At 73.1% G+C, this 25,364-nt stretch carries 12 protein-coding genes; 3 read left to right on the forward strand and 9 right to left on the reverse strand.

Features of this window, described 5'->3' with window-relative positions:
* Position 1: 1 nt before the first annotated feature.
* From ACWC2B_RS24870 to ACWC2B_RS24900, 7 genes are all read right to left on the reverse strand, one after another.
* Positions 2-1,198, reverse strand: coding sequence for a glycosyltransferase (locus tag ACWC2B_RS24870; protein ID WP_450720129.1), 1,197 nt, complete (start codon positions 1,196-1,198; stop codon positions 2-4).
* A complete protein-coding gene (locus tag ACWC2B_RS24875) occupies positions 1,195-2,052 on the reverse strand; it encodes an alpha/beta fold hydrolase (protein ID WP_450720131.1) in 858 nt (285 codons plus the stop codon). Before ACWC2B_RS24875 ends, ACWC2B_RS24870 begins: the two co-directional genes overlap by 4 nt.
* Positions 2,043-2,396 (reverse strand): phosphopantetheine-binding protein, encoded by a 354-nt coding sequence (locus ACWC2B_RS24880; protein WP_450720133.1) that lies wholly within the window; start codon positions 2,394-2,396, stop codon positions 2,043-2,045. Before ACWC2B_RS24880 ends, ACWC2B_RS24875 begins: the two co-directional genes overlap by 10 nt.
* Positions 2,393-6,898, reverse strand: coding sequence for a beta-ketoacyl synthase N-terminal-like domain-containing protein (locus tag ACWC2B_RS24885; protein WP_450720135.1), 4,506 nt, complete (start codon positions 6,896-6,898; stop codon positions 2,393-2,395). The genes ACWC2B_RS24880 and ACWC2B_RS24885 overlap by 4 nt, the downstream gene beginning before the upstream one ends.
* 1 nt (position 6,899) lies before the next feature.
* Entirely contained in the window at positions 6,900-13,742 is a 6,843-nt protein-coding gene (locus ACWC2B_RS24890; protein ID WP_450720137.1) for an SDR family NAD(P)-dependent oxidoreductase, read from the reverse strand.
* Positions 13,743-14,324: 582 nt separating this feature from the next.
* On the reverse strand, positions 14,325-15,131 hold the full coding sequence (locus ACWC2B_RS24895) for a VOC family protein (protein WP_450720139.1): 807 nt from the start codon (positions 15,129-15,131) through the stop codon (positions 14,325-14,327).
* Between the two features lie 195 nt (positions 15,132-15,326).
* The gene (locus ACWC2B_RS24900) at positions 15,327-15,608 is read right to left on the reverse strand and encodes a hypothetical protein (RefSeq protein ID WP_450720141.1); all 282 of its coding nucleotides are present in this window, start codon (positions 15,606-15,608) and stop codon (positions 15,327-15,329) included.
* A gap of 369 nt (positions 15,609-15,977) precedes the next feature.
* On the opposite strand from ACWC2B_RS24900, the gene ACWC2B_RS24905 reads away from it, so the two are divergent.
* Positions 15,978-18,455, forward strand: a complete 2,478-nt coding sequence (locus ACWC2B_RS24905) for an NACHT domain-containing protein (RefSeq protein ID WP_450720143.1) — start codon at positions 15,978-15,980, stop codon at positions 18,453-18,455.
* Here the strand turns inward: ACWC2B_RS24905 and ACWC2B_RS24910 are convergent.
* Positions 18,379-18,882 carry an FBP domain-containing protein gene (locus tag ACWC2B_RS24910; RefSeq protein ID WP_450720145.1) on the reverse strand — a complete coding sequence of 168 codons (504 nt, stop codon included), beginning with the start codon at positions 18,880-18,882 and terminating at the stop codon, positions 18,379-18,381. The two genes, ACWC2B_RS24905 and ACWC2B_RS24910, sit on opposite strands and share 77 nt — an antisense overlap.
* A gap of 193 nt (positions 18,883-19,075) precedes the next feature.
* Here ACWC2B_RS24910 and ACWC2B_RS24915 point away from each other — a divergent pair, with 193 nt between their 5' ends.
* Together ACWC2B_RS24915 and ACWC2B_RS24920 are read left to right on the forward strand one after the other, a co-directional pair.
* Positions 19,076-19,432: a trypco2 family protein gene (locus ACWC2B_RS24915; RefSeq protein ID WP_450720147.1), complete on the forward strand. Its 357-nt coding sequence runs from the start codon at positions 19,076-19,078 to the stop codon at positions 19,430-19,432.
* Entirely contained in the window at positions 19,429-22,662 is a 3,234-nt protein-coding gene (locus tag ACWC2B_RS24920; protein ID WP_450720149.1) for an NACHT domain-containing protein, read from the forward strand. Before ACWC2B_RS24915 ends, ACWC2B_RS24920 begins: the two co-directional genes overlap by 4 nt.
* Positions 22,663-22,772: 110 nt before the next feature.
* On the opposite strand, the gene ACWC2B_RS24925 is transcribed toward ACWC2B_RS24920, so the two are convergent.
* Positions 22,773-25,301, reverse strand: a complete 2,529-nt coding sequence (locus tag ACWC2B_RS24925; protein WP_406507384.1) for an ATP-dependent Clp protease ATP-binding subunit — start codon at positions 25,299-25,301, stop codon at positions 22,773-22,775.
* Positions 25,302-25,364 lie beyond the last annotated feature (63 nt).

Consider the following 25,364-nt stretch of genomic DNA (forward strand, 5'->3'; position numbering starts at 1 on the left):
CCTATCGGGGCGGTCCCCCGACGGGCCCGGCGGCGGCCAGCTTTTCCAGGTGCGCGGCGGCGGCCGACTCGCCGCCGGCGGCGCGGAAGGCGTCCCGGACGCGGCGGGCCGCGTCCCGGTGGCCCGGCTCGGTGACCACCGCGTCCAGGGCCGCGCCGATCTGCTCGCGCCCCGCCCGCGCGAACTTCAGCCTCAACCCGGCCCCGGAGCCCACCACTTGGGCCGCCACGACCGGCTGGTCGTCCCGGATCGGGGCGACCACCAGGGGCACCCCGTGCCACAGCGCCTCGGTGACGGTGTTGTGCCCCGCGTGGCAGACGACCGCCGACATCCGCTCCAGGACGGCGACTTGTGGCAGGTCCGCCCTGACCAGCACATCGGGCCCGGGTGGCACCGCACCGAGCAGTCCGCCGGGGTCGCAGACCACCGCTCGCAGCTGTCCGGTGCGGGCGCGGACCGCCGCGACGCTCTCGGCGAGGAAGCGGCCGCCCGCGTCGGTGTTCGCCGTACCCAGCGTGATCAGGACGGATGCCGTCCCCGGCGCCAGGTCCAGCCACTGCCAGGGGAAGTCCCCTGACGCGGAGCGCCGGGCGGCCAGCGCCGGTCCGACGAAGCGCAGGTCCGTCTCCGGTGCGGTGTACGGGCCGGTCAGCTCGGGCGTGGTGAAGGCGAGGGTGAGCAGTGGGGAGAAACGCGGGTCGTACGTGGCGGCCGGGTCGCCGATGCGCTCCCGCAGCTCCCGGAGCAGCCCGATGAGCCAGTTGCGTACGCCCGGCATCGCGGCCATGTTCTCGGTGAGCTCGGCCGATGTGGTCGACGAGGTCGCGAACGGCACGCCGAGCCGCTCCGCCACCAGCGCGCCCGCCACGGTCTGCTGGTCGGCCACCACCACGTCCGGCCGGAAGCCGGTGATCGCCGCCTCCACGCCGGGCGCCATCGCCTCGGCGAGCGGGCCGAGGAAGTCGGCCCACAGAAACTTCAGGGCCGCGATACCGCGCAGTCGGGGCGGCCGCCCCGCGAGGTGGTCGGGCCCGGCGCACACGTACACCCGGGGCCGCTCCCCCACCAGCCGCTCGACGATCGCGGGCCGTCCCGCCCACGCCACCTCGTGGCCGCGTGCGGTCAGTTCGGCGGCGACGGCGGCTGCCGGGTTGATGTGACCGGTCAGCGGCGGCACGACGAACAGGAAGCGGCTCACCGGACCGGCCCCGGTCCGCTGGGCTCGGGCGCGGCTCCGGCGTGTTCGCGGACCCAGTCCAGGGCGAGCCGCCCGACGGCGTCGGAGGCCTCGACCAGGACCGAGTGCTTCTGGCCGGGAACCACCGCGACCCGGCAGTGCGGCAGGAGCGACCGCAGCCGGGCGGACTCGGCGGCCACCAGGCCCTCCTGCCCGTTGACCAGGAGCACCGGGCAGCGGACCCCGGCGAGCTGTTCGTCGGTGAGCACCCGTCCGGTGGGCATGTCCTCGGCGATGGTGGTGGAGCGTACGAGCTTGGCGGCGGCCCGGCCGAGCCGGCGGATGTGCGCGTCGTGGCGGGCGTCGCCGGTCCGGGTCGAGGAGAGCGTCCCGTACTGCTCGGTGAACCACACCAGCGCCTCGTCGTCCCCCATGTCCCCGGCGTGGCGCAGGGCGTTCGTCATCGTGTGGGACCAGGACCGGCTGGCGGGCCCCGACTCGACCACGGTGACGGTGGCGACGCGTTCGGGCCGGTGGACGACGAAGTCGAGGGCGACCGTGCCGCCGAAGGAGTTGCCGACGAGGTGGACGGGGTGGGCGATGCCCAGTTCGTCGAGCAGGGCGTCGAGATCGGCGGTGAAGTGCTCCAGGGCGTAACCGCTGGGCGGCCGCTCGCTGCGGCCGTGGCCCCGCAGGTCGTACATGACGGCGTCGAACCCGGCCTCCGCGAACCGGGGGCCGAGGGTGAAGTAGTAGCTGGCGAGGCTGTCGATGAAGGCGCCGTGGACGAACACCACGGTCGCGTACGGCCGTCGGTGGGGCGGGCGCAACCGCTGGACGTGCTGGCCGAGACCGTTCGCGCGGATCATGACCATGGGGTCGCTCCCGCTTCCGGGGCCGCGCCGAGGCTGTGCAGCACATGGTCGACGAGCCGTCCGACGGACAGCCCGATGACTTCGTCGATCTCCAGAGAGGCCACGAATTCGGCGAAGTTGACCTGTTCGCCGTAGCGCTCCTGGAGGTGTCCGGACAGCATGACGAGGTCGATGCTCTCCAGCTCCAGGTCGTCGCCGAACAGGGTCTCGGGGCGGATCTCGGCGGGGTCGGGGGCGTAGTCCCCGAGCACCTCCACGATCAGAGCGGCGATCTCGGCCAGGACCCGCTCCTCGGCGGGCGGTGCGAGGGGGGCGGGGCCGGGGGGCCGTTCGCTGGTGGTCACTGAGCGCTCTCCTTGAGGGTCGTCGCGGACGTGGTCCAGGCCACGACATGGGTGGGGTCGACGAGGGTGCAACGGACGTGATGGCGACGGCTGTTGACGGTGACGGTGAGAGAGTCGGGGGCCGCCCCGGTCACTTCGAAGGCGTGCGGCCGCCCGCCGAACCCGGTGCCCTCCGCCTTGGCCGCGGCCTCCTTGGCCGCCCAGAACCGGGTGAACCACACGGCCTCGGACTCGCCGCCCCCGGCCACGAGCCGGGCCAGAAGGGCGAGTTCGCGAGGGCCGAGGGCGACACGGTGGGTCTCGGGGGTGCGGTCCGCGATCTCTTCGACATCGATGCCGGCGCCGTTCACGTACGGGCTGTGACCCGGCGGGCGTACGAGTGCGACCGCGAGGTCGCCCCGGTGGGCGAGGGACAGGTCGAGGGCCGGGAGCGTACGGCCGTGCACCCCGACCGCACGCGGCCGCCCCGACTGCTCGTTCACGATCTCGATCTCGGCCGGGAACACCGCGCCCTCGCCGTGCTCCCACAGCCACCGCCGGACCGCGTCCTTGGCGGCGATCCGGCCGAGCAGCCACTGCCTGCGGCCGCGCGGCGGCCTCGCCTCGTACGCCTTCCGCTCGGCCCGGCCCAGTTGTGTACGCATGAGCAGGTCGCGGGAGGCCAGGTCCGGCCATGCGTCCCGCAGCAGGCACCAGCCGCCGGGCTGTGCCTCGGCGAGGGCGCGGTGTTCCGGGTAGCCGCCGGACCTGCGCGCGTCGAGCCCGGAGAACCGGCGGTCGCGCCAGCCGGAGAGCTCCGCCCACACCGTCCCGTCGGGCAGGGTGAGCCGGGCGTCCGCGAGGAGGGTGTCCTCGGTGAGCGAGGTGATGACGGCATGGCAGTCGACGCGGGTGCCGGTGGGCGGGGGCGGCCCGTGGAAACGGGCCCGGTCCAGCGCGACCGGGAAGATCACGGTCCGGGTGGGGTGGGTCGACATCAGCCAGTAGCCGAGGAGTTGACCCACGTTGTCGAGGAGCGCGCCCGGCGCCGACGGCGTGGTGATCGTGCCCCGGACGTGGCCGGGCCCGACCCCTCGCAGCTCGGTGACGCCCCGGAAGGCGGGTCCGTGGAACATCCACCGGTCCTCGTACAGCTGCGCCGCCGCGATGCCGGGCGGGCGTTCGTCGGACGCGTCCAGGGGTGGCGCGGGCGGCGGGGCCGGGTAGGCGGGGGCGAGGTGGACGGTCGCGCGGGCGTACGGCCCGAACGCGACCTCCCACCGGCCGGGGCCCTGCGGCCGGGCGGTGATGGTCACGTCCACGGCCGGGATGGCGTTGACCCACTTCTCCAGCCGTACGTCGTGCACGGCGACCGCCCGCTGCCCGGGCGCGGCACGCTCGGCGGCGGCCATCAGGTGGTGCACAACGGTGGTGGCGGGGACCACCGGATGCCGGTCGGCGGGATCGGGCCAGCCGGGCCGCTGCGGGAAGAAGCAGTGGTCGAGGAGGTAGGGCATGGCGGCGGTGGAGACGCGGAGTCGGGTGCGGTGCTCGTGCTCGTGCGGCGGCTCCGGGGGTGGGGCGGCCGCCGCCTCCAGTACGGCCGCGACGCTGTCGGCCGTCTCCCGCATCAGCGCGTCGAGTTCCGCGGCGACGGGGTGGCGCCGCAGCGATTCGCTCAACAGGCTTGTGGATGCGGGGAGTTCGGCCGCCGATCCCGTACGGGGGCGCAGCTCGTCACGTAACTCGTCCAGGCGGTGGGGGTCCAGCGGCACCAGCGCGGCCCCGAGGTCGAGCGGGACGGGGACGGAGGAGGAGCGCGGCTCTTCCGAGACGCCCGGCCTCTGCGGGAAGCGGGGGCCTTCCGGCCGGGCAGGGGCGAGTCCGTACCCCTCGGCCCACAGCCCCGTCTCCACCCGCAGCAGTTGCGCGAGTCCGCCGCGCCGGGGTGAGTTGGCGGAGAGGGCGAGGTGGTCGCGGTCCTTGAGGGTGTCCTCGATCAGTGAAGTCAGACGGCCGGTGCCGACCTGGAGGAAGGCGCGGAAGCCCGCCGCGTACAGGGCGTCGACGAGCGGCCGGAACCGTACCGGCTCCAGGAGGTGGCGGACGAACAGGGCGCGGACCTCGTCGGGGTCGGCCGGGAACGGGGCCGCCGTGGTGCCCGACCAGACCGGAACCCGCTGCGGAAGGATCTCCGCCGCGTCCACGCCCCGCTTCATGGGGCCCAGATAGGGGGCGAGCATCGGCGTGTGGAAGCCGGACCGGAACGGGAGCACCTGGCAGATCACGCGCTCGGCCCGCAGCTTCGCCGCGAACTCCTCGACCGGCGCTTCCGGGCCGCACACCATCGACTGGCTGGGCGAGTTGTCGTGCGAGAGGACGAGACCCGGCCAGTCGGTGAGCGCCTCGCTCACCCGGGCCGCCGGGGCGCCGATCGCCGCGAACGCCAGGCCCGGCACCCGGAGCGTGTCCGGGTCGAAGGAGGCGAAGAAGTCGTCCGCCTCGTCGGCCGCGAACATGCCGCCCGCGATCATCGCCGTCCACTCCCCCACGCTGTGCCCGGCGACCCCGTCGGGCCGGACGCCGAGCGCGCGCAGGGCTTCGTCGAGGATCCGGCCGACGCGGAGCACACCGAGCCCGTGCCGGGCGACGTCGGTCGCCTCGGTGTAGGCACGGCCCGGCAGCCGCAGCCCGTAGTGCTCGGCCACCTCATCCACCCGGGGTGCGAACTCGGCCTCCAGACCGGGGAAGACGAACGCCACCTTGCCTCCGCCCGTTTTCCCGAGCAGCGGGCGCGGGGCGAACCACACGTCGCCGCGCCCGCGCCACGGGCGGCCCTGGGCCACCGCCCGGCGGGCGAGCGCCAGCCGCTTGGCGGTCGGATCGACGATGCCGAGCCGGGCGGCGGGAGTATCCGGGGCGCCCTGCGCGTACGAGGCTGAACCACCTCGCGCGGATGAGGAATCGCCCCGCTCCCGTACCGTCGCGTCGTCCGCGTCCAGGAGCCGCGCCAGGCCCTCGGCCGTGGCGGCGCTCAGGCGCAGCACCCGCTCCGGTTCGCGCACGGCCGCCCGGCGCGGGGCGGCCACGGCGCCCGGGGCCTGCTCCAGGACCACGTGGGCGTTGATCCCGCCGAACCCGAACGCGTTGACGGCGGCCCGGCGCAGCGGCTCCTCCCAGGGGCGGGCGAGGGCCGCCGGGCGGAACCGGGTGCGGGCGAGGGCGGGGTGCGGCTCGTCGCAGTGCAGGGTCGGCAGCAGGGTCGCGTGGTGCACGGCGAGGGCCGCCTTCACGAGTCCGGCGACGCCCGCGGCGGGCATGCAGTGGCCGATCATCGACTTCACCGAGCCGATGACGGCCGCGGCCTCGCCGTCCGCGCCCGGCCCGAACACCTCGGCCAGCGTGGCCAGTTCGGCCGCGTCGCCCGTCGGCGTGCCGGTGCCGTGCGCCTCCAGGAGGCCGAGGGAACCGGGGGCGCGCGGGTCGAGGCCCGCCGCTCGCCAGGCCTGGCGGACCGCGCGGGTCTGGCCGCCCGGGTCGGGGTTCATCAGCCCGGCGGCGCGGCCGTCGCCCGCGACGCCGGTGCCACGGATCACCGCGTACACGCGGTCGCCGTCGCGTTCGGCGTCCGCGAGACGCTTGAGGACGACGACGCCCGTGCCCTCCCCGATGAGGATGCCGTCGGCCGCCGCATGGAAGGGGCGGCTGCGCTGACTCGGCGAGAGGGCGCGCAGTTGGGCGAAGACGCTCCACAGGGTGATGTCGTGGCAGTGGTGCACGCCGCCCGCGAGCATCAAGTCGCAACGGCCCGCGGCCAGTTCACCCACGGCCTGGTCGACCGCGATCAGCGAGGACGCGCAGGCCGCGTCCACCGTGTACGCCGGGCCCCGCAGGTCGAGTCGGTTGGCGATGCGGGACGCCGCCAGATTGGGCACGAGCCCGATGGCCGACTCCGGGTGCTCGGGCCCCAGCGTCTCGGTGAAGGCGGCCCGGACCCGGTCGAGTTGGTCCGGGGCGAGGTGGGGCATGAGCTCGCCCAGGGTGCGCGTCAACTGGTGTGCGGTGCGCACCCGTTGGTCGAGTCGGACGAGGCCCGGGTTGAGGTATCCGCCCCGGCCCAGGACGACGCCGACCCGGCCGCGCTCGGGCAGCCGCTCCTCGCCGCCCGCGTCCGCGATCGCCCGGGCCGCGACCGAGAGCGCGATGAGCTGGTCGGGCTCGGTGCCCGCGACCGAGCTTGGCATGATGCCGAAGCGGGCGGCGTCGACCTCGGCGAGGCCGTCGACGAAGCCGCCGCGCCGACAGTAGATCCGGTCGGCGGAGCCGCCCGGGTCGCCGGGCCGGTAGTAGACCGGGTCCCAGCGCCCCTCGGGCACCTCCCGTACGGCGTCCACGCCGTCGACGAGGTTGCGCCAGTAGGCGTCCAGATCCTTGGCACCGGGCAGCAGAACGGCCATACCGACGATGGCGACGGGTATTTGACGCTCCGTCAAATCGATGGTGGTCGGCGTCTCGTCGGCCATGTCACAGGACCGATGCCGTGTAGACGACGGACGTGGCCGACTCGTCGCCCCAGGCCAGCTCCCGCAGCAGCGCGAGCGCGCCCTCTTCGCGGTCGATGAGGGCCACGCCGCGCCGGGCGTACTCGCGGGCGAGGTGCGGGGTGACCATGCCGCCGTGTACTCCGGACGGCGCCCACGGCCCCCAGTGCACGGTCAGCGCCCGCCGCCCGGTGCGCCGCGCCCACCGCTCGCCGAGGCCCGCGAGCGCGTCGTTGGCGGCGGCGTAGTCGCTCTGGCCCCGGTTGCCGAGTACGGCGGAGACGCTGCCGAACAGTACGGCCGTCCGGGGGCCGTGGGGCAGCTGGGACGCGGCGTCGAGCAGTGCGCGGGCGCCGTCCACCTTCGTCGCGTAGACCCGCCGGAACGACTCGGGGTCCTTCTCCTCGATGAGCCGGTCCTCGATCACGCCCGCCGCGTACACCACCACATCGATGCGCCCGTGCTCCGCCTGGATCTCCTTGACTGCCTGGGCCACGGCCGCGCCATCGCACATGTCGGCGACGCGGTACGCGGCCGGGCTGCCGAGCCGCCCCAACCGGTCGAGGGTGTGGGCGACTTCGCGGCCCGCGAGGACGTTTCTGACCTCGCGCTCGATCGCGGCGGGGGCGAGCTCGCCGCGGGCGGCGAACAGCGCCCGCAGCGCGGTCGCGTCGGCGGCGCCCGCGAGCTCCGGGTCCTCGGGCCCCGCGGGCAGCGGAGTCCTGCCGAGGAGTTCGATCCGGCAGTGGGAGGCCGCCGCGAGCGCAACGGCGAAGTCGGCGGTGATCCCGCGTGCGCCTCCGGCGAGCACGACGACGGAGTCCCGGTCGAGCCCGAGCGCCGCGGCTTCGGCGGCCCCGTCCCCGGCGGGCCCCGCGCCGGTCCGCGCCGGGCCGCCGAGGCCGCGCTCCACGAGCGCGTACCCGTACCGCCCGGCCTCGGTGCGCACGACGACGGGGGCGCGGTCCTCGGCGTACAGCTCGCCCAGCAGGAAGTCGGCCCGCTGAGCGGCGGTGGCCGCCGGATCGACGTCGACGACGCGGACGGCGATGTCGTCGTACTCCCGCCCGATGGTCCGGAACAGCCCGTGCAGCCCCGCCCCCGCGTCCTCTCCGGCGCCGGGCGCGGCCCTGCCGCAGATCAGCCAACGGGGCGCGAGGCGCAGGGCGGCCCGGAACACCTCGAAGGCGCCGGGGAGCAGCGCCCCGCCGCCGTCGGACGGGGCTGCGGGGAGCACGGCCCCCAGGTGGAAGACCCCGTCGAGGGGGCCGTCGGCCGGGTCGAGCCGTCGGTCGGTGTCGTACGTGACGACCTCCGCGCCCCTGTCGATCAGCCGGGCCGCCAGCTCCTCGGCGGTCGCGCCTCCTCCGAGCAGGGCGAAGCGCCTGCTGTGGAGGTCGGGGTCCGGCGGGACCGCCGGCAGGCCGAGGGGCGTCTCCTCAAGGAGGCAGCGGCGCGGGGCCACGCCGTGGACGGGCTCGGGTTCGGCGATCGCGGGCTCGGCCGGCGTGTCGTACCCAGCCTTCGGCTCGGGCGGACTCTCGTGCCCGGTGATCCACGCCGTGATCGCGGCGACCGTCCGGGCCCGGGACAGCTCCTCCATCTCCGCGTCGTCGAAGGTGCGGGTCCCCGCGAGGTGCCGGGCCAGCTCGCCGACGATCTCGGTGCGTTTGATGGAGTCGATGCTCAGGTCCGCTTCGAGGTCCAGATCGGGTTCGATCATGTCGGCCGGATAGCCGGTCCGTTCGCTGATGACGGTGAGCACGGCCTGCTCGATGTCCACCACGACAGGACGTGGGGCCTCGGCGGCCGGAGCCCCCTCGGCCACGACCGCCTGCGGAGCGGCTTCCGTACGAGCGGGGAGGGGAGAGAGGGGAGGCGCCGGTGGCGGGGAGGCGGCGCCGCCCACGGACCCCAAGTGCGTGAGCAGAACGTCCCGTTGGGCCGCGACCAGCTCGCGCGTCGTGCGCAGAAAGTCCGCGATGAGCTCGTGCTGGGAGGGGGAGGGTTGGTCGGGCTGGTTGGGCCGGCCGTGTTGCGAATCGCTGTCGCGCGTCACCGTGCTCGTCTCCAGACTGACCCGTCGGGCCGGTTTCAGGGCTCCGGGCAGCAGGTCGCCGGAGCGGGTGCGGACGAGTTGGCCGTCCACGGTCCAGCCGCTCGGCTCCGGCCGTACCGTCACCGCGCCCCGGCCCTGGAGGAGCTGTTCGGCGCGTACCGGCACACCCGCGACCGCGAGCCGCGCCAACGACTCCAGCAGGCCGCGCAGCCCGGCGCCGGGGCGCGGCTCGCAGGCGACCGCCAGGTGTGGACGGTCGCCCAGGACCTGGCCGACGAGGCCGGTCAGCACCGTGCCCGGGCCCGCCTCGACGAAGATCCGGGCCCCGGCCGTGTACATCGCCTCGACCTGTTCGGCGAAACGCACCGGGGATCCGATCTGCGCGGCCAGTTCGGCGCGTACGCCATCGGGCCGGGCCGGGTAGACGGCGGCTGTCCGATTGGCCCAGACCGGGAACTCCGGCGCTCTGACCGGGTGCCGGGCCAAGGCCGGGGCGAACCGCTCGCCCGCGTCCGCGACCAGCGGGCTGTGGAAGGCGCAGGCGACCGGGATGCGTCGCGCGCCGTGTCCGGCGCCCCGCAGATGCTCCATCGCCTCGTCCACCAGGGCGGTGGGACCGGAGACGATGGTCTGGCGGGGGCCGTTGCGGTTGGCGGCCACGACCCGGCCGTCAAGCCCGGCCCCGGCGAGGACGCGGTCCACGTCGGCGGGGGCGGCCGCGACCGCCGCCATCGCGCCGGGGTCCTCCCCGAGCGAGTCCAGGATCGACTGGGCCCGGCGGGCGCTGAGGTCGAGCAGCGCGTCCGGGGTCAGGGCTCCGGCGGCCGCAAGCGCCACCAGCTCCCCGTAGGAGTGCCCGCCCGCCATGTCGGGGTGTATGCCCGCCCACTCCAAGATGTGACAGGCCGTCAGGTCAACGATTCCGAGGGCCGGTTGAGCCATGCGCGTGTCCTTCAGCGCCTCCTGCCGGCGGTCGGACGCACCCGGGTCGAAGGCCTTGGGCGGATAGAGCGCGGAGGCGTACGCCCCGCTCTGCCTCACCAGTCGCGCGGCCCCCGGGAACGCGACGAGGAGCTCGGCGAGCATGCCGGGGCGCTGACTGCCCTGCCCGGGGAAGAGAAAGGCGACTTTGGGGTCGAGGCCGAGATTCGTGGCTCCGAGCGAGTTGAGGTCCGTGGCTTTGGTCCTGTCATCCGCCGCATGCACCCCCCGTCCCCGCTCCCCGCACGCCGCCTTCCGCAGCAGCTCCCGCAGTTCGCCCACGCTCTCCGCGACGACCGCGATCCGCACCGGGCCCGGCCGGGTCGCGGCGCGCCGGGCCGCCACCAGCGCCGCGTCCCTCAGCCGCAGGCCCGCGCCCGGGCCGTCCAGCTCGCCAAGGAGCCACTGAGCCTCCCGTCCGGCCGCCGCGGTATCCGCGCCCCGGAACAGGAACAGCTCGGCCGGCCACGCCTCGTACCCCTGGGCCGGGGGCGCGCCCGCGTCGTGGGCGGTGAGCACCGCGTGGAAGTTGGTGCCGCCGAAGCCGAACGCACTGACCCCGGCGGTCCGTTCGGCCGCCGGGGCCGCCCACGGCCGGGCCTCGGCGTGGAAGGCGAAGGGGCTGGTCGCGGGGTCCCAGGCGGCGTTCGGCTCCTTGAGGTGGAGCGTGGGCGGGGTGATCCCGGTGTGCAGGGCCATCGCCGCCTTGATCAGGCCCGCCAGGCCCGCCGCGCACTTGGTGTGGCCCAGCTGGGACTTGACGGAGCCGAGGGCGCAGCCGCCCGGCGCCGCGCCCGATTCGGTGAACACGGCCGTCAGCGTGGCCAGTTCGGTGCGGTCGCCGACCACGGTTCCGGTGCCGTGCGCCTCGACCAGGCCGACCCGGGCGGGCGAGATCCCGGCCGCCCGGTAGGCCCGTTCCAGCGCGGCCCGCTGGCCCTCGGGCCGGGGCGCGGTGAGCCCGAGGGAGCGGCCGTCGCTCGCGCTGCCGATGCCCTTGACCACGGCGTACACGCGGTCGCCGTCCCGCTCGGCGTCGGCCAGCCGCTTCAGCGCGACACAGGCCACACCCTCGCCGAGCACGGTTCCGTCGGCACCGGCGTCGAACGTACGGGAGCGGCCGGTCGGGGACAGGGCCCGCACCGACGAGAACAGCAGGTAGTCGTTGATCCCGTTGTGCAGGTCGGCGCCGCCGCAGAGCACCAACTCGCTTGTTCCCGAGGTGAGTTCCTTGCAGGCCACGTCCAGTGCGGCGAGCGAGGAGGCGCAGGCCGCGTCGACGGTGTAGTTGGCGCCGCCGAGGTCGAGGCGGTTGGCGATCCGGCCCGCGATGACATTGGCGAGCATGCCGGGGAAGGAGTCCTCGGTCAGCTTGGGCAACTGCTCCTCGACGGCGGGCGGTATCTCCCCCAGATAGGCGGGCAGGACCGTGCGCAGGGTGGTCGCGCCGGACAGGTCGCTGCCGGACTCGGCCCCGAAGACCACGGATGTACGGGAGCGGTCGAAGGGCCGGTCGCCGTACCCGGCGTCCTCCAGCGCCCGCCGGGCCGCTTCGAGGGCGAGCAGCTGTACGGGTTCGATGCTGCCGAGCGAGGCGGGCGGAATGCCGTAGGCGAACGGGTCGAAGGGGATCGGCGGCAGAAAGCCTCCCCACCGCGACGCGGTGGTACCGGCGCGCTCACCCGTGGCGTCGTGGTAGATCTCCGGGTCCCAGCGGTCGCCGGGGACTTCGGTGACCGCGTCGACGCCGCCGACGATGTTCGCCCAGTACGTCGCCAGATCGGGGGCCTGGGGAAACATGCAGGCCATGCCCACGACGGCGATGTCCAGCGGCCGCGGGGCAGGCTCCTCGGCGATGTCATGGCCGTCGCCCGGCGCCTCGGTCAGCTCGGCCGCCCGCCGCTCGGCGAAGGCGGCGGCGCCCCGGCTCACGGCGTCGTGCAGCGCCCCGACGGTCGTGGCCGCCGAGCGCAGCACGGCCACCTCGCCGGCCATGAACATCCCGGCGTCGAGCTGGCGTCGCTCGGAGACGGGCCGCAGCTCGGCGCCCTCCCGCTCGACTCCCTTGCTGGCGATCCGCAGCCGCCCGATGTTCAGCCGCTCCAGCTCCTCCCACGCCTGGCGGTCGGGGGTGCCGTCGGCGCGCAGGCGCGCGCGGGTGGCGGCGTAGTCGGCGGTGTACGGGCTGGCGACGCAGCGGGTGGCGTGGCCCGGGGCGCTCTCCAGGAGCGCGGTGGCACTGGCGGTGATCACCTGGCGCTGGAAGACCGGCTGGATCGCGCCGCACCGGACCGCCTCGGCCGTGAAGAGGTAGGCGGTGCCCATCAGGACGCCGACCGCGGCCCCGCGTGCGGCGAGCGGGGCGGTGAGCGCGGCGGCCATGGCCGCGGAGCGTTCGTCGTGGATGCCGCCCGCGAGCAGCACCTGGAAGTCGCCCGCGGTGTCGGGCGCGCGAGCCACGTGCTCCTCGATCACCGCCAACTGCGCCTCCCAGAGCGGAAAGCTGTTGCGCGGTCCGACATGTCCGCCGCATTCGGCGCCTTCGAAGACAAATCTGCGCATGCCCATGTCAATAAACTGTTGGAGCAGCGTGGCCGACGGCACGTGCAGGAACGTCTTGATGCCGGCCGCCTCCAGGTCGGCCGCCTGGGAGGGGCGGCCCCCGGCGATGATCGCGTGCGTGGGCCGGACCGCGCGTACGGCGGCCAACTGCTCCGCCCTGATCCGGCTGTCGGCGAAGCCGAGGATCCCAACGCCCCAGGGCTTTTCGCCCAGTTCATCACGGGTACGTTCCAGAAGCGTGCGGCTCTGCTCGCCGTCGGACAGGGCGAGCGCCAGCATCGGCAGTGCCCCTTCGCCCGCCACGGCCGCCGCGAAGCCCGCCCGGTCGCTCACCCGGGTCATCGGGCCCTGCACGAGGGGCAGGCGGGTGCCGAGGGCGTCCGCCATCGCGGATCCCGCCGCCAGGGTGCGCATGCCGTCCGGGTCGCCCACGGCGGCGAGAATGGCCTCGCGCACCCCGCGCACGGCACCGGCCACGGTGCCCCACCGCTCGGCGAACCGCGCGGCGAGGAACCCGTCCTGGCCGACGGGGAGTTGGAGACCTGTGCGGGCGTTGCGCCATGCCCGGACGCCGTCGACGACACTCGTCTCGGACCCGTCCATCGTGCGCAGCGCGGCCGCCGCCTCGTCCGCGATCCCGGACTCCGCGAGCAGGGCGAGCTGGGTGTCGAGGACGACCCCGGCCGCGCCGCCGACCACGGCCGCGGCCGCCGTACGCGGGCCGATGCCGCCACAGGCCCACACGGGGAGGTCGTACGCCGGGTCGGCGAGCAGCGCCTGGAGGAGAACGAACGTACCCAGATCGCCGCCGCGACCGCCGCACTCGCTGCCACGAGCCACGAGCCCGTACGCACCGTCCGCCGCGGCCCGGCACGCCTCCTCCCGACCACCGACCTCCGCCAACACCCGGCATTCGTCGGCCAGTCGCCGGATCTTCCAGTCGGCATCGACGGCGAGGAGCACCACGGGCGGGAGGGTGCCGCCACACTCCTCGGCGACCTCATCGGGCGTCAGCGCGCAGGCCGGCCCGACGCGGACGGCGAACGCGCCCGCCGTCCAGTCCCGTACGCGCGCGAGCGCCTCTCTCGCACGGCGGTCGCCCGCCCCGAGATCCAGCACTCCGAGTCCGCCGGCCCGGCGGACCGCGGCGACGGGACGCGGGTCGGGCAGGCCTAACGGGCTCAATCCGATGACAAGTTCAGGGTTCGGCGCTACGGGCGTCATGAACACTCCGAATCAGACCGATGAAGCTGCGAGGGGGGTGGCGGCAGCGGTGAGCCCCAGGGGGATCAGGGGCGGCGGGATCACCGGACGGCCGGGGCCGGGCCGTCCGACGCTCCCGGGCCGCGGGTGGAGCTCGTACCACTGCCGGGACGTGCGCTGATACGGGGACTTGGGCTGCTGATGCGGGGACGTGCGGTGGCGTGGGGACGCGGGATGGTACGGGGACTTGGGCTGATGGCCGATGCGGGGCGTGGGTTGACATGGGGACGCGGGGTGGTGGGGGGTCGCGCGGGGGCCGACCTTACCGATCGAGAGGAGCGGCTGCCAGGGCGCCTCGCGCCCCGGAGCACGCCGACGCGTTGCCCCCGGTCGTCCCGGCGTCCTGGCGTCCCCATGAACCCCTCCCTTTCCCGTGGTCGCTCCCCTTCCCGCGAGCTTCACCGGCCCGCTGACGTTCCGTCATATCTGACACTCCGTCATATTGCAATCGTCTGCGAGCCATCGGACCGGTCGGCGTGCCGTTGACCGCGTACCGGGGCCGCAGCCGTCGGTGATGTGCGCCGCGCCGTCGGGGTGGGGAGATCAGGTGGGTTCAGGCCCGGTCGCGTTGATGACCGCGAAAGCCCCGCCCTGTGGATCCTGCACGACGGCCATACGGCCCGCCATCATGTCGAACGGCGGCTTGAGGACGGTGCCACCCGCCGTCACCAGCGCATCGACCGTGCTGTCGGTGTTGTCGACCGCGAAGTACGTCAGCCAGTGCGAGGGCGTGCCCGGCGGCAGGCCGGCAATGCCGGAGAGGGCCTGCATGCCGCCGACGGTCCGGCCGTCCACGTTGAGCGCGAAGTAGCCGTCCGCGTCCTCGATCGGGACGGCGGTGATGCCCAGCGTCGTGGAGTAGTAGGACGAGGCAGTGTCCGTGTCGCTGGTGTTGAGCTCGTTCCAGATGAACGCGCCGGGCTCGTTGACGATGCCCGCGCCCGGGAAGTCCCTGGCCTGCCAGAGGCCGAAGACAGCGCCTGTGGGGTCGCTCGCGACTGCCATCCGGCCGAGCGTCATGACGTCCATGCCGGGCACCATCACCCGGCCGCCGTTGCTCGCGCTCTTCTTCTCCGTGGCGTCGAGGTCGGCGGTGGCGAGGTAGGTCGTCCACACGGCCGGCGGCATCGGGTCGGGCGTGCTGCCGTCCGGGTTCATCGCGGCCATGATCCCGGCGACCGGTTGGCCGTTCAACGAACAGAGCGCGTAGCCGCCGGTTTCGGGCGCTCCCACCTCTCCCTGCCAGCCGAACAGATCACGGTAGAAGTCGAGAGCCGCCTGCTGATCGGGAACCATCAGATCGACCCAGCAAGGGGTGCCGGGCGCGTACGGGCCACTGACTGTGGGCATGAGCAGCCTCCATCCTCCATGGACTGACCGGGCGGTCCCGGAGCGGCGTACGCAGAGAAGGCCGGCCCATGATCTGTCCGCCGATGCGACCTCACCTCCACTCAAGCACTGGTCCGCGCCGGGTGCACGATCACGGCTGATCGTTCGGTGCGGCACCGTCAGCCATGGACGGGCGGTCCGGCGCAGGGCAGGCTCTCAGGACGCAGCGGCCCGGCGGGCTCGCCAGAGCCATGCCGCCGTGCCGGCCATCAGGGCGAGCATGGCCAGGTTGGCCAGGAGGGCCTGGGTGCCGACTGCCGGGCCGCCGCCGGACAGGTTCGAGGTGGCGATGACGGCACTCGGCAGGACTGCGGCAAGCAGTACGCCGGTGGTCTTCTGGGTGGCGGTCCAGTGCACCGAGGTGCAGAGCAGTATCGCGCCGGCGATGCGGAACAGGACGCCGAACAGCGGCCCGGGCTGGCCGGGGAAGACCATCATGAAGGGCAGCGAGAGGGTCAGAGCCTGTGTCTAAACCCCGTCCGGATCAGACCGCGGCGTCTGGTGCGTGCGATCGCAAGGCGCCGGAAGGTCCTCGATGGGGGTACCCCCTGGTCTTCAAGACCTTGGGGGAGGAGCTACTAGGGCGTTTCGGCAACGCCGCGAGCGTGCGTGCCAGGCGCCACGGGCCCGGGCGGGGTTTAGACACAGGCTCTGAGCCTGGAGGCCACCGCCGTCGCGCCGCGCGCCGAGCTCGCCGACCAGCTGCGCACCTCCGCCACCCGCTACGAACAGCACCCGGGGCTGCTCGCCGCCCGTATCGACCGCTTCCCCGAGCAAGGGCCCCAGGCGTCGGCCCCCTGCCTGCCCATGGCCGCCGACCAGGCCCTCGCCGACCGCGAGCGCGTCCTGCTGCGCGGCGAGGCGGGCTCCGGCAAAACCACCCTGGTGCAGTGGCTCGCGGTCAGCGCGGCCCGGCCGGACGACACCGACCCGGGCGGCCGGATGACGTATCTGCGCGACCGGATCCCCTTCGTGCTGCCGCTGCGCACCCTGACCCGGCACGGCGAACGGCTGCCCGCACCCAGGGACTTCCTCGCCGCCGTCGGCTCCCCACTGGCCGGCGAGCAGCCGCCCGGCTGGGAGTCCCGGGTGCTCACGGCGGGCCGGGGCCTGGTCCTTGTGGACGGCATCGACGAGATCCCCGACGCCGAACGCGCCCGCACCCGCGGCTGGCTCGGCGACCTCCTCGGCGCCTTCCCCGGCAACCGCTGGCTCGTCACGTCCCGCCCTTCGGCCGTGCGCGAGGACTGGCTCGGCGATGAGGACTTCGCGGAGCTGACCATGTCCACGATGAGCCCGTCGGGCGTGGCCGCGTTCATCGGCCGCTGGCACAAGGCCGCGCGGACCGGTACCGACGACGAGGTCCTGGCGGCGTACGAGGCGCAGCTCCTGGACTCCGTACGCACCAAGTCCGACCTCGGCCGGCTCGCCACCAACCCGCTGATGTGCGGCCTGATCTGCGCCCTGCACCGGGACCGCCGGGGCTTCCTCCCGTACGGCAGGAAGGACCTGTACGACGCGGCCCTCACCATGCTGCTGACCCGCCGGGACCGCGAGCGCAGCATGGGCGACCTGCCCGAGCTGCGCGAGGAGCCGCAGCTCCAGCTGCTGCAGCGGATCGCGTACTGGCTGATCCGCAACGGCCGTACCGAGATGGACCGTTCACGCGCCGAGCAGATCATCGGCGAGCTGCTCCCGGCGGTCCCCGAGATCGCCCGCATAGGCGGCGCGACGGCCGTCTACACCCACTTCCTGCACCGCAGCGGCCTGCTCCGCGAGCCGGGCCCCGGCACGGTCGAGTTCGTGCACCGCACCTTCCAGGACTTCCTCGGCGCACGGGCCGCGGTCGACGAGGGCGCATGGGGCGAGCTGGTCCGCCACGCGGCGGACGACCAGTGGGAGGACGTCATCCGGATGGCCGTGGCGCACGCCCGTCCGCGGGAACGGCGGGAACTCTTCGGGGAGTTGCTCGCCTTCGGCGACGGTCACGAATCGTCGGCCGTCCGCATGCGGGTGCACATGCTGGCCGCGACGTGCCTTGAGCACGCGGCTGAGCTCGATCCGGCGGTACGGGGCGAGGTTGAGCGGCGTACGGCCGGACTGATCCCGCCGCTGAGTTCCCGGGCCGCGCGGGCGCTCGCCCAGGCGGGCCCGCTGATCCTGGATCTGCTGCCGGGGCCGGACGGACTGGACTGGGACGTCGCCGAGCACGTCGTGACGGCCGCGTCCCACACCGGATCCGACCGCGCCATCCCGTTCATGGCCCGCTTCGCGCGGCACCCGTATATCGGCGTGCGCTCCCAACTCGCCTGGTCCTGGCACCAGTTCGACACCCAGCAGTACGCCGACGAGGTCATCTCGCGGCTCGATCCCGCCGGCCTGTACTTCTGCGCGATGTCAGAGGAGCAGTTGGCCGCGCTGCGGGCGATGGGGACCCGGCCGCTTCTGGAGGCGCGCGGCGATCTGCCGGGCGAGGCGCTGCGGGAGTACGCGAGGGCCGCCCGGCTGACCGGCCTCACGATCCGCGACCACACGACCCTGCGGAATCTGTCGTTCCTGGAGGGGCACGACTCGCTGGCCCATCTCGCGATCGACGCGTGCCCCCGGCTCACCGATCTCACCCAGCTGCCGAACCTTCCGCTGCGCACGCTGAACCTGGACGCGGCCCACGGGCTCGACCCGCGCCCGCTCGTCGCCCTGGACGGTCTGACGAGCCTCACCCTCAAGGCGAGCGACGGGCGCTGGCGGCTCGTCGACCTGCCCTCCGGGGCACCGCTGACCACGCTCGACCTGTCCTCGGCCACGAGCCCCGCCGACCGCGCGGGCCTCGCCGGCCTGATCCGCTTCCAGGCTCTGGACACGCTCTATCTCGGCTCGACGAACAGCCCGGTGAACACCGCCGACTGGGCCGCTCTCGCCAAACTGCCGCGGCTCCGCCTCCTCGGCGTCTCCGGCCGGTCGGTGGCTTCGGACCGGACCGCGGACCCCGTCGCGTCGGTCAAGGCGCTCCGGCTCGACGGGCACACGCCCGCGGCCGCCCTGGAACGGATTCCCGATCGCTTCCCCAACGTCGAGCTGCTGATCGTCCGCTCCGGGCCGCCGGAGATCGACCTCACCCCGCTGGCCGCGGCACGGCACCTGAGGTCGCTTCACTTCGAGTCCTGGGGGGAGCTGCACGGAGCCGGCGCACTGCGCCCTGAGGTCCAGATCACGCTGGCAGGCCTACCTTTCCCAAGAACGCCACCAGGTTCCCCCGAGCCCGCTCCACCTGCTCCTCCAACGTGAGCGACTCCTCGAACCGGCCGCCCACGCCCTCGGGCACCTTCTTCCCCCGCAGATACAGCGAGCACGCGAGGTCCGTGCACATGTAGATGCCCACCGAGTTGCCCTCCCGGCCCGCCTTCCCGGCGAGGCGGGCCGTCATCAGGGAGACGCCGCTGCCCGAGTGCGTCGTCAGACAGATCGAGCACATGCTGCGCTGGAGCAGGCCCCGTTGCCGGGAGGGGTAGCGCAGGGCCACGCCTATGAGCCGGCCGGCGTGCTCGGTGACCAGGTTGGCGCGGTCCGGCGCCGACGACTCGCGCCAGCCCAGGAAGTCCAGGTCGTCCCAGGTCCGGGCGTCCAGGTCGCGCGGCACGGCCAGGCGCGCGGCCTCGCCCTTGGAGCAGTTGATGAACGATGCGCGGATGTCCCGCTCGGTTACGGCCTTCATGCCACGGGACGCTAATTGCTAGGACCATTAGGCAGCAACCTAATATCCCCAGGCCGGCCTGTCACCGAACCCCGCACGGAACCCGTCACCGTGCCCGGTACGGAACCTGTCACAGACCCTTAACAACTCCCCCACCCCTGTCCCAACTCCCGTCCACGGAGCCAGAATTGGGGCGAGGCGAGGGGGTTGCATCATGACCGGTAACAGGCATGAGGACGACACGCACGCATTCGACGGGATCGAGCTGGCCGACGCCATCGAATCCGTACGCGACCAGCTCATCGAGGCCGCCGCCCGGGCCACCGGGCAGCCGCTGGTCTTCGAACTCGGCGACATCCAGATGGAGTTCACGCTCGAACTCCGCAGAGAGATCAAGGGCGGCCTCAAGGTCCGGGCCTGGGTGGTGGACGCGGGCGCCGACGCCGGGCGCACCACGGGACGTACGCACAAGGTGTCCTTCGCCCTCAAGCCGCACGCCGCCACCGACGGCTCCGCCTGGAAGGTCGGCAACGACCGGCCCGGCGGCGGCTTCGGGAGCGGGCCGCGGTGAGTACGGGACTGCCCACGACCGCCGACCGGGTCGTGGCGGTGCTGTCCGACGGACGCCAGGGCAGCGGGGTCATCGTGTCCCCGTGGCTGGTGCTGACCTGTGCGCACAATCTGGCCGGCGCCCCGCCGGTCCGGCTCGCCCACCCCTCCATCGGCGAGGTGACCTCCCAAGTCCTGTGGCGGGACGCCGAGTTGGACGCCGCGCTGATCTACAGCGACGAGGAGCTGCTTCCCGGGCTTCTGCGGCTCGGCACCGTCGACACCGCGCAGTCGCTGCCCGGCTGCGAGATCATCGGCTTTCCCGACATCCAGCGCTACGGCGCGGACCACCACCTCGACTACGACCAGTTCGTGGGTACGGTCCTGCCGGTCGCGGGCAGTCTGCGCGACGACCTGGTCTGCGAGCTGCACCGGCCGCCGGCCACCGAGCGCGCGGACGGCAGCTCGCCGCTCGCGGGCCTGTCGGGCGCGCCTCTGTTCGCGGCGGCGACGCTGCTCGGCCTGGTCAAGGAGATCCCGCGCGGGCGCGGCCACCGCCGGGTGGTGTGCGTGCCGCTGCGGGGCATCTTCGCCTCGGAGGGCTTCCGTGCCGCGTTCGCCACGCTGGCCGCGCTGCCCAGCCTCGAACTGGTCACCGGCGTGCCTCCGGAGGACCAGCGCTACGAGCACGAGTACGCGGAGGCGATCGGCGCCTCGTACCGCAAGACGAAGATCTTCGGCCTGGACGAGCTGAACAAGCGGGACTCCGAGTGGGACCTGGACACCGCCTATCTGAGCCTGGAGGCCAGGCCCAAGGCGACCGAGCCGCCGCAGGCGGGCCGCCCCCTGATGGACAGCGCGCCGCAGCGCATCGACGCCCTGCTCGCCTCCAGACCCCGGGTCCTCATCCGGGGCGAGGCGGGCGCCGGCAAGACCACCCTGGTGTGGTGGCTGGCGGCGCACGCGGCGGCCGGCCGGCTCGGCCCGGGCCTCGCGGACCTGAACGCGCTCGTCCCGTTCGTGGTGCCGCTGCGCACCCTGCGCGCCCAGGGCGCCACCTTCCCGCTGCCCGCCCAACTCCCCACCGCCGCACGGCTGGTGGTGGACGCGGCGCCCGAGGGCTGGGCCGGGCGCGTCCTGAAGACCGGACAGGCGCTGCTCCTGGTGGACGGCCTGGACGAGGTGCCCCAGGAGGACCGCGAGGAGGCGCACCGCTGGCTCGCCGCCCTCCTGGACCGCTATCCGCGCACCCGCTGCGTGGTGACGGTGCGGCCGATGGCCGTCGAGCCCGACTGGCTGAAGTACGCGGGCTTCGAGGAGCTCAGGCTGCTCCCGATGAACGACGAGGACATCACCGCGTTCATCGCCGCCTGGCACCGCGCGGCCCGCCTCGACAGCGGCCCGCACGAGGACCTGGACGAGTTGGAACGCGACCTGTCCGAGCAGTTCAAACAGAACAGCGCCCTGCGGGGCCTCGCCCGCACTCCGCTCCTGTGCGCCGTGATCTGCGCCCTGCACCGGCTGCGCCAGGGCTTCCTGCCGGACACCCGCTGGAAGCTGTACGAGGCCGCCCTGCGGATGCTGCTCGGCAACCGGGACCAGCAGCGCAAGGTCGAGGCGCCCGAGGGCATCCAGATCAGCGCGGAGGAGTGCACCGAACTGCTCCAGCGGATCGCGGTGTGGCTGGTGCGCGAGGGCCAGTCGGAGTTCTCCCGCGACCAGGCGCTGCGCCAGCTCAAGCGGGCTCTGTCGGGCATGGAGAACGTACGCGGCCAGGGCACCCCCGAGGACGTACTGCGGCACCTGCTCAACCGGAGCGGGCTGCTCCAGGAACGCGCCGACGACGTCTTCCAGTTCACCCACCGCACCTTCCAGGACTTCCTGGCCGCCAAGGAGTTCGTGGAGGACGGCCACCTGGGCGAACTCCTGCGGCACGCCTCCGAGGAGCAGCAGTGGCAGGACGTGATCCTGCTCGCCGCCGGGCACTGCGGCCGCCGCGACCGGCCGGTCCTCGTCAACGGCCTCCTGGACGCGGGCAACCGCCGCCAGAGTCACCAGGACAAGGCCAAGATCCACGTCCTGGCGGCCCGTTGCGCCCAGCACGCGGCCTACCTCGACGAGACGACCGCCCGCCGGGTCCGCGAGCACATCAAGGCGCTGCTCCCGCCCCGCGACCTGGAGACCGTCACCCTTCTGGCCCGGCTCGGCCCGAGCGTCCTCAACCACTTGCCGCCCCCGCGCGAGACGCCCCCCGAGGCGCTGGCGAACGTCGTCGGGCTCATCAACCGGGTCGGCAACGCCGAGTCCATCGAGCACGCCCGTGCCTGGTCGGCGGCCCACCCGGACGCGGTCGACCTGTTCGCCACCGAGTGGTCGCGCTACCCGGCCGAGCGGTACGCCCGTGAAGTGCTCGCCCAGCTCGACCTGCGCGAGGCCCGGCTGCATGTGGAGACCCGCTGGCAGCTCGCCCAGCTCCCGCACGTTCCCGACGCCCGCCGGCTGTGGATCACCGTGCCGCCCGACCTCACGGCCGACGAGCTGCACGCGGCGCTGCGCGGCCGGAAGGTGGCGGCCCTGCGCCTGAACGGCTGCGAGAGCCTCACCGACCTGGCGTTCCTCCGGGACAGCGCGGAACGCCTCGAAGACCTGGAGGTACTGCGGGGTTCGGGCCTGCGCGACCTCACCCAGCTCGCCCGGCTGCCAAGTCTGACCTCGCTCGGACTGCTCGACGTATCGGCGCAGGAGGTCGATCTGTCCCCGCTGGGCGAGGTCCCGGCCCTGCGCACCCTGCTGTTCGGCAGCAACACCGATCTGCATCTGGCCCAGCTGCCCGTCCTGAGCGGCGTCACCACCCTGCACCTGGAGGCCGACCAGGTCGCCGGTTTCGACGCCCTGAGCCGCTGGCCCGCGCTCAACTACCTGGAACTCGCCCCCTCCTCGTCGGCGACCACCCGGCGACTGCTGACGTACGTGCGCGGGCGACCCGGCATCACCCGGCTCGGCGTCGCGCTCAGCTCGGTGGCCGCGCTCGCCGGGGTGGCGCCCCTGCCCAGCGTCCGCCACCTCGACCTGTGGCTCGCCAACTCCGACGGCGACCTGGGCGCGGTCCTCGCCGTGTTCCCCGCGCTGACGACGGTGGACCTCGCGGTGGGCACCGTCCAGGCCGGCTCCTGGAACCCGGCCGCCCTGCTGCGCCGCCCGGGCCTGACGGTCACGGTCAACGGCGGGCCCCCGCCACCCGAACTCCCCTGATCCACCAGGCGAGTTGAAGAGTCTCACCGGGGCGGCAAAAAGGGGCTGCCCCGGTCCGTACGCGATGTACGAGCCGGGGCAGCCCCTTCAGGCAAGGCCTCCGAAGAGGACTACGCCTCCTTGCTCAGGTTCGGACCCGCGCCGCCTGCGGCCGCGTCCTCGATCGGCGGGACGTCGGGCAGCGCCGACTTCTCCTCGCCGCGGAAGGTGAACTTCTTCTCCTCACCCTCGCCCTCGGTGCCGATGACCACGATGTGACCGGGGCGCAGCTCACCGAAGAGGATCTTCTCGGAGAGGATGTCCTCGATCTCCCGCTGGATCGTCCGGCGCAGCGGCCGGGCGCCCATGATCGGGTCGTAGCCCTTCTTGGCGAGCAGCGACTTGGCCTCGGCATTGAGCTCGATGCCCATGTCGCGGTCCTTGAGGCGCTCGTCCACCTTGGCGATCATGAGGTCGACGATCTGGATGATGTCTTCCTCGGTCAGCTGGTGGAAGACCACCGTGTCGTCGACACGGTTGAGGAACTCGGGGCGGAAGTGCTGCTTCAGCTCCTCGTTGACCTTGGCCTTCATGCGCTCGTAGCCGGTCTTGACGTCGCCCTGGGCGGCGAAGCCCAGGTTGAAGCCCTTGGAGATGTCCCGGGTCCCGAGGTTGGTCGTCATGATGATGACCGTGTTCTTGAAGTCCACGACCCGGCCCTGGGAGTCGGTCAGGCGACCGTCTTCCAGAATCTGGAGCAGGGAATTGAAGATATCGGGGTGGGCCTTCTCGACCTCGTCGAAGAGGACGACGGAGAACGGCTTGCGGCGCACCTTCTCGGTGAGCTGGCCGCCCTCTTCGTAACCCACGTAACCGGGGGGCGAACCGAAGAGGCGGGAAACCGTGTGCTTCTCGCTGAACTCCGACATGTCGAGGGAGATCAGCGCGTCCTCGTCGCCGAAGAGGAATTCGGCGAGCGTCTTGGACAGCTCGGTCTTACCGACACCGGACGGGCCCGCGAAGATGAACGAACCGCCGGGGCGCTTCGGGTCCTTCAGGCCTGCACGGGTACGGCGGATGGCCTGCGAGAGCGCCTTGATGGCGTCCTTCTGGCCGATGACGCGCTTGTGCAGCTCGTCTTCCATGCGGAGCAGCCGCGAGGACTCCTCCTCGGTGAGCTTGAAGACCGGGATGCCCGTGGCCGTGGCCAGGACCTCGGCGATCAGCTCGCCGTCGACCTCGGCGACGACGTCCATGTCGCCGGCCTTCCACTCCTTCTCGCGCTTGGCCTTCGCGGCGAGCAGCTGCTTCTCCTTGTCGCGGAGAGAGGCCGCCTTCTCGAAGTCCTGGGAGTCGATGGCCGACTCCTTGTCGCGGCGCACGCCCGCGATCTTCTCGTCGAACTCGCGGAGGTCCGGCGGCGCGGTCATCCGGCGGATGCGCATCCGGGAGCCGGCCTCGTCGATCAGGTCGATCGCCTTGTCCGGCAGGAAGCGGTCCGAGATGTACCGGTCGGCCAGCGTCGCGGCCTGGACGAGGGCCTCGTCCGTGATCGAGACGCGGTGGTGGGCCTCGTAGCGGTCGCGCAGACCCTTGAGGATCTCGATGGTGTGCGGCAGCGACGGCTCGGCGACCTGGATGGGCTGGAAGCGGCGCTCAAGAGCGGCGTCCTTCTCCAGGTGCTTGCGGTACTCGTCGAGCGTGGTGGCACCGATGGTCTGGAGCTCACCACGGGCCAGCATCGGCTTGAGGATGCTCGCGGCGTCGATCGCGCCCTCGGCGGCACCCGCACCCACCAGGGTGTGGAGCTCGTCGATGAACAGGATGATGTCGCCGCGGGTGCGGATCTCCTTGAGGACCTTCTTCAGGCGCTCCTCGAAGTCACCGCGGTAGCGGGATCCGGCGACCAGGGCGCCGAGGTCCAGCGTGTACAGGTGCTTGTCCTTGAGCGTCTCGGGCACCTCGCCCTTGACGATCGCCTGGGCGAGGCCCTCGACGACGGCGGTCTTGCCGACGCCGGGCTCGCCGATGAGCACCGGGTTGTTCTTGGTACGGCGCGACAGGACCTGCATGACGCGCTCGATCTCCTTCTCGCGCCCGATGACCGGGTCGAGCTTGGATTCGCGAGCGGCCTGCGTCAGGTTGCGGCCGAACTGGTCGAGCACCAGGGACGTGGAGGGGGTGCCCTCCGCAGGGCCGCCGGCCGTGGCGGCTTCCTTGCCCTGGTAGCCGGAGAGCAGCTGGATGACCTGCTGCCGCACCCGGTTGAGATCGGCGCCCAGCTTCACGAGGACCTGGGCGGCGACGCCCTCGCCCTCGCGGATCAGGCCGAGCAGGATGTGCTCGGTGCCGATGTAGTTGTGGCCGAGCTGGAGGGCCTCGCGGAGCGACAGCTCCAGGACCTTCTTGGCACGGGGCGTGAAGGGGATGTGCCCGGACGGGGCCTGCTGGCCCTGGCCGATGATCTCCTCCACCTGCTGGCGGACCGCCTCGAGCGAAATCCCGAGGCTCTCCAGGGCCTTAGCGGCGACACCCTCACCCTCGTGGATCAGGCCCAGGAGGATGTGCTCGGTGCCGATGTAGTTGTGGTTGAGCATCCGGGCTTCTTCCTGAGCCAGGACGACAACCCGCCGCGCGCGGTCGGTGAACCTCTCGAACATCGTTAATCGCTCCTCAGAGCGGTCGGGCAGTAAGGGGGCGGTCCCCTCCCTGTCCTTCCGCAT

This window comes from Streptomyces sp. NPDC001415 (assembly GCF_053597395.1).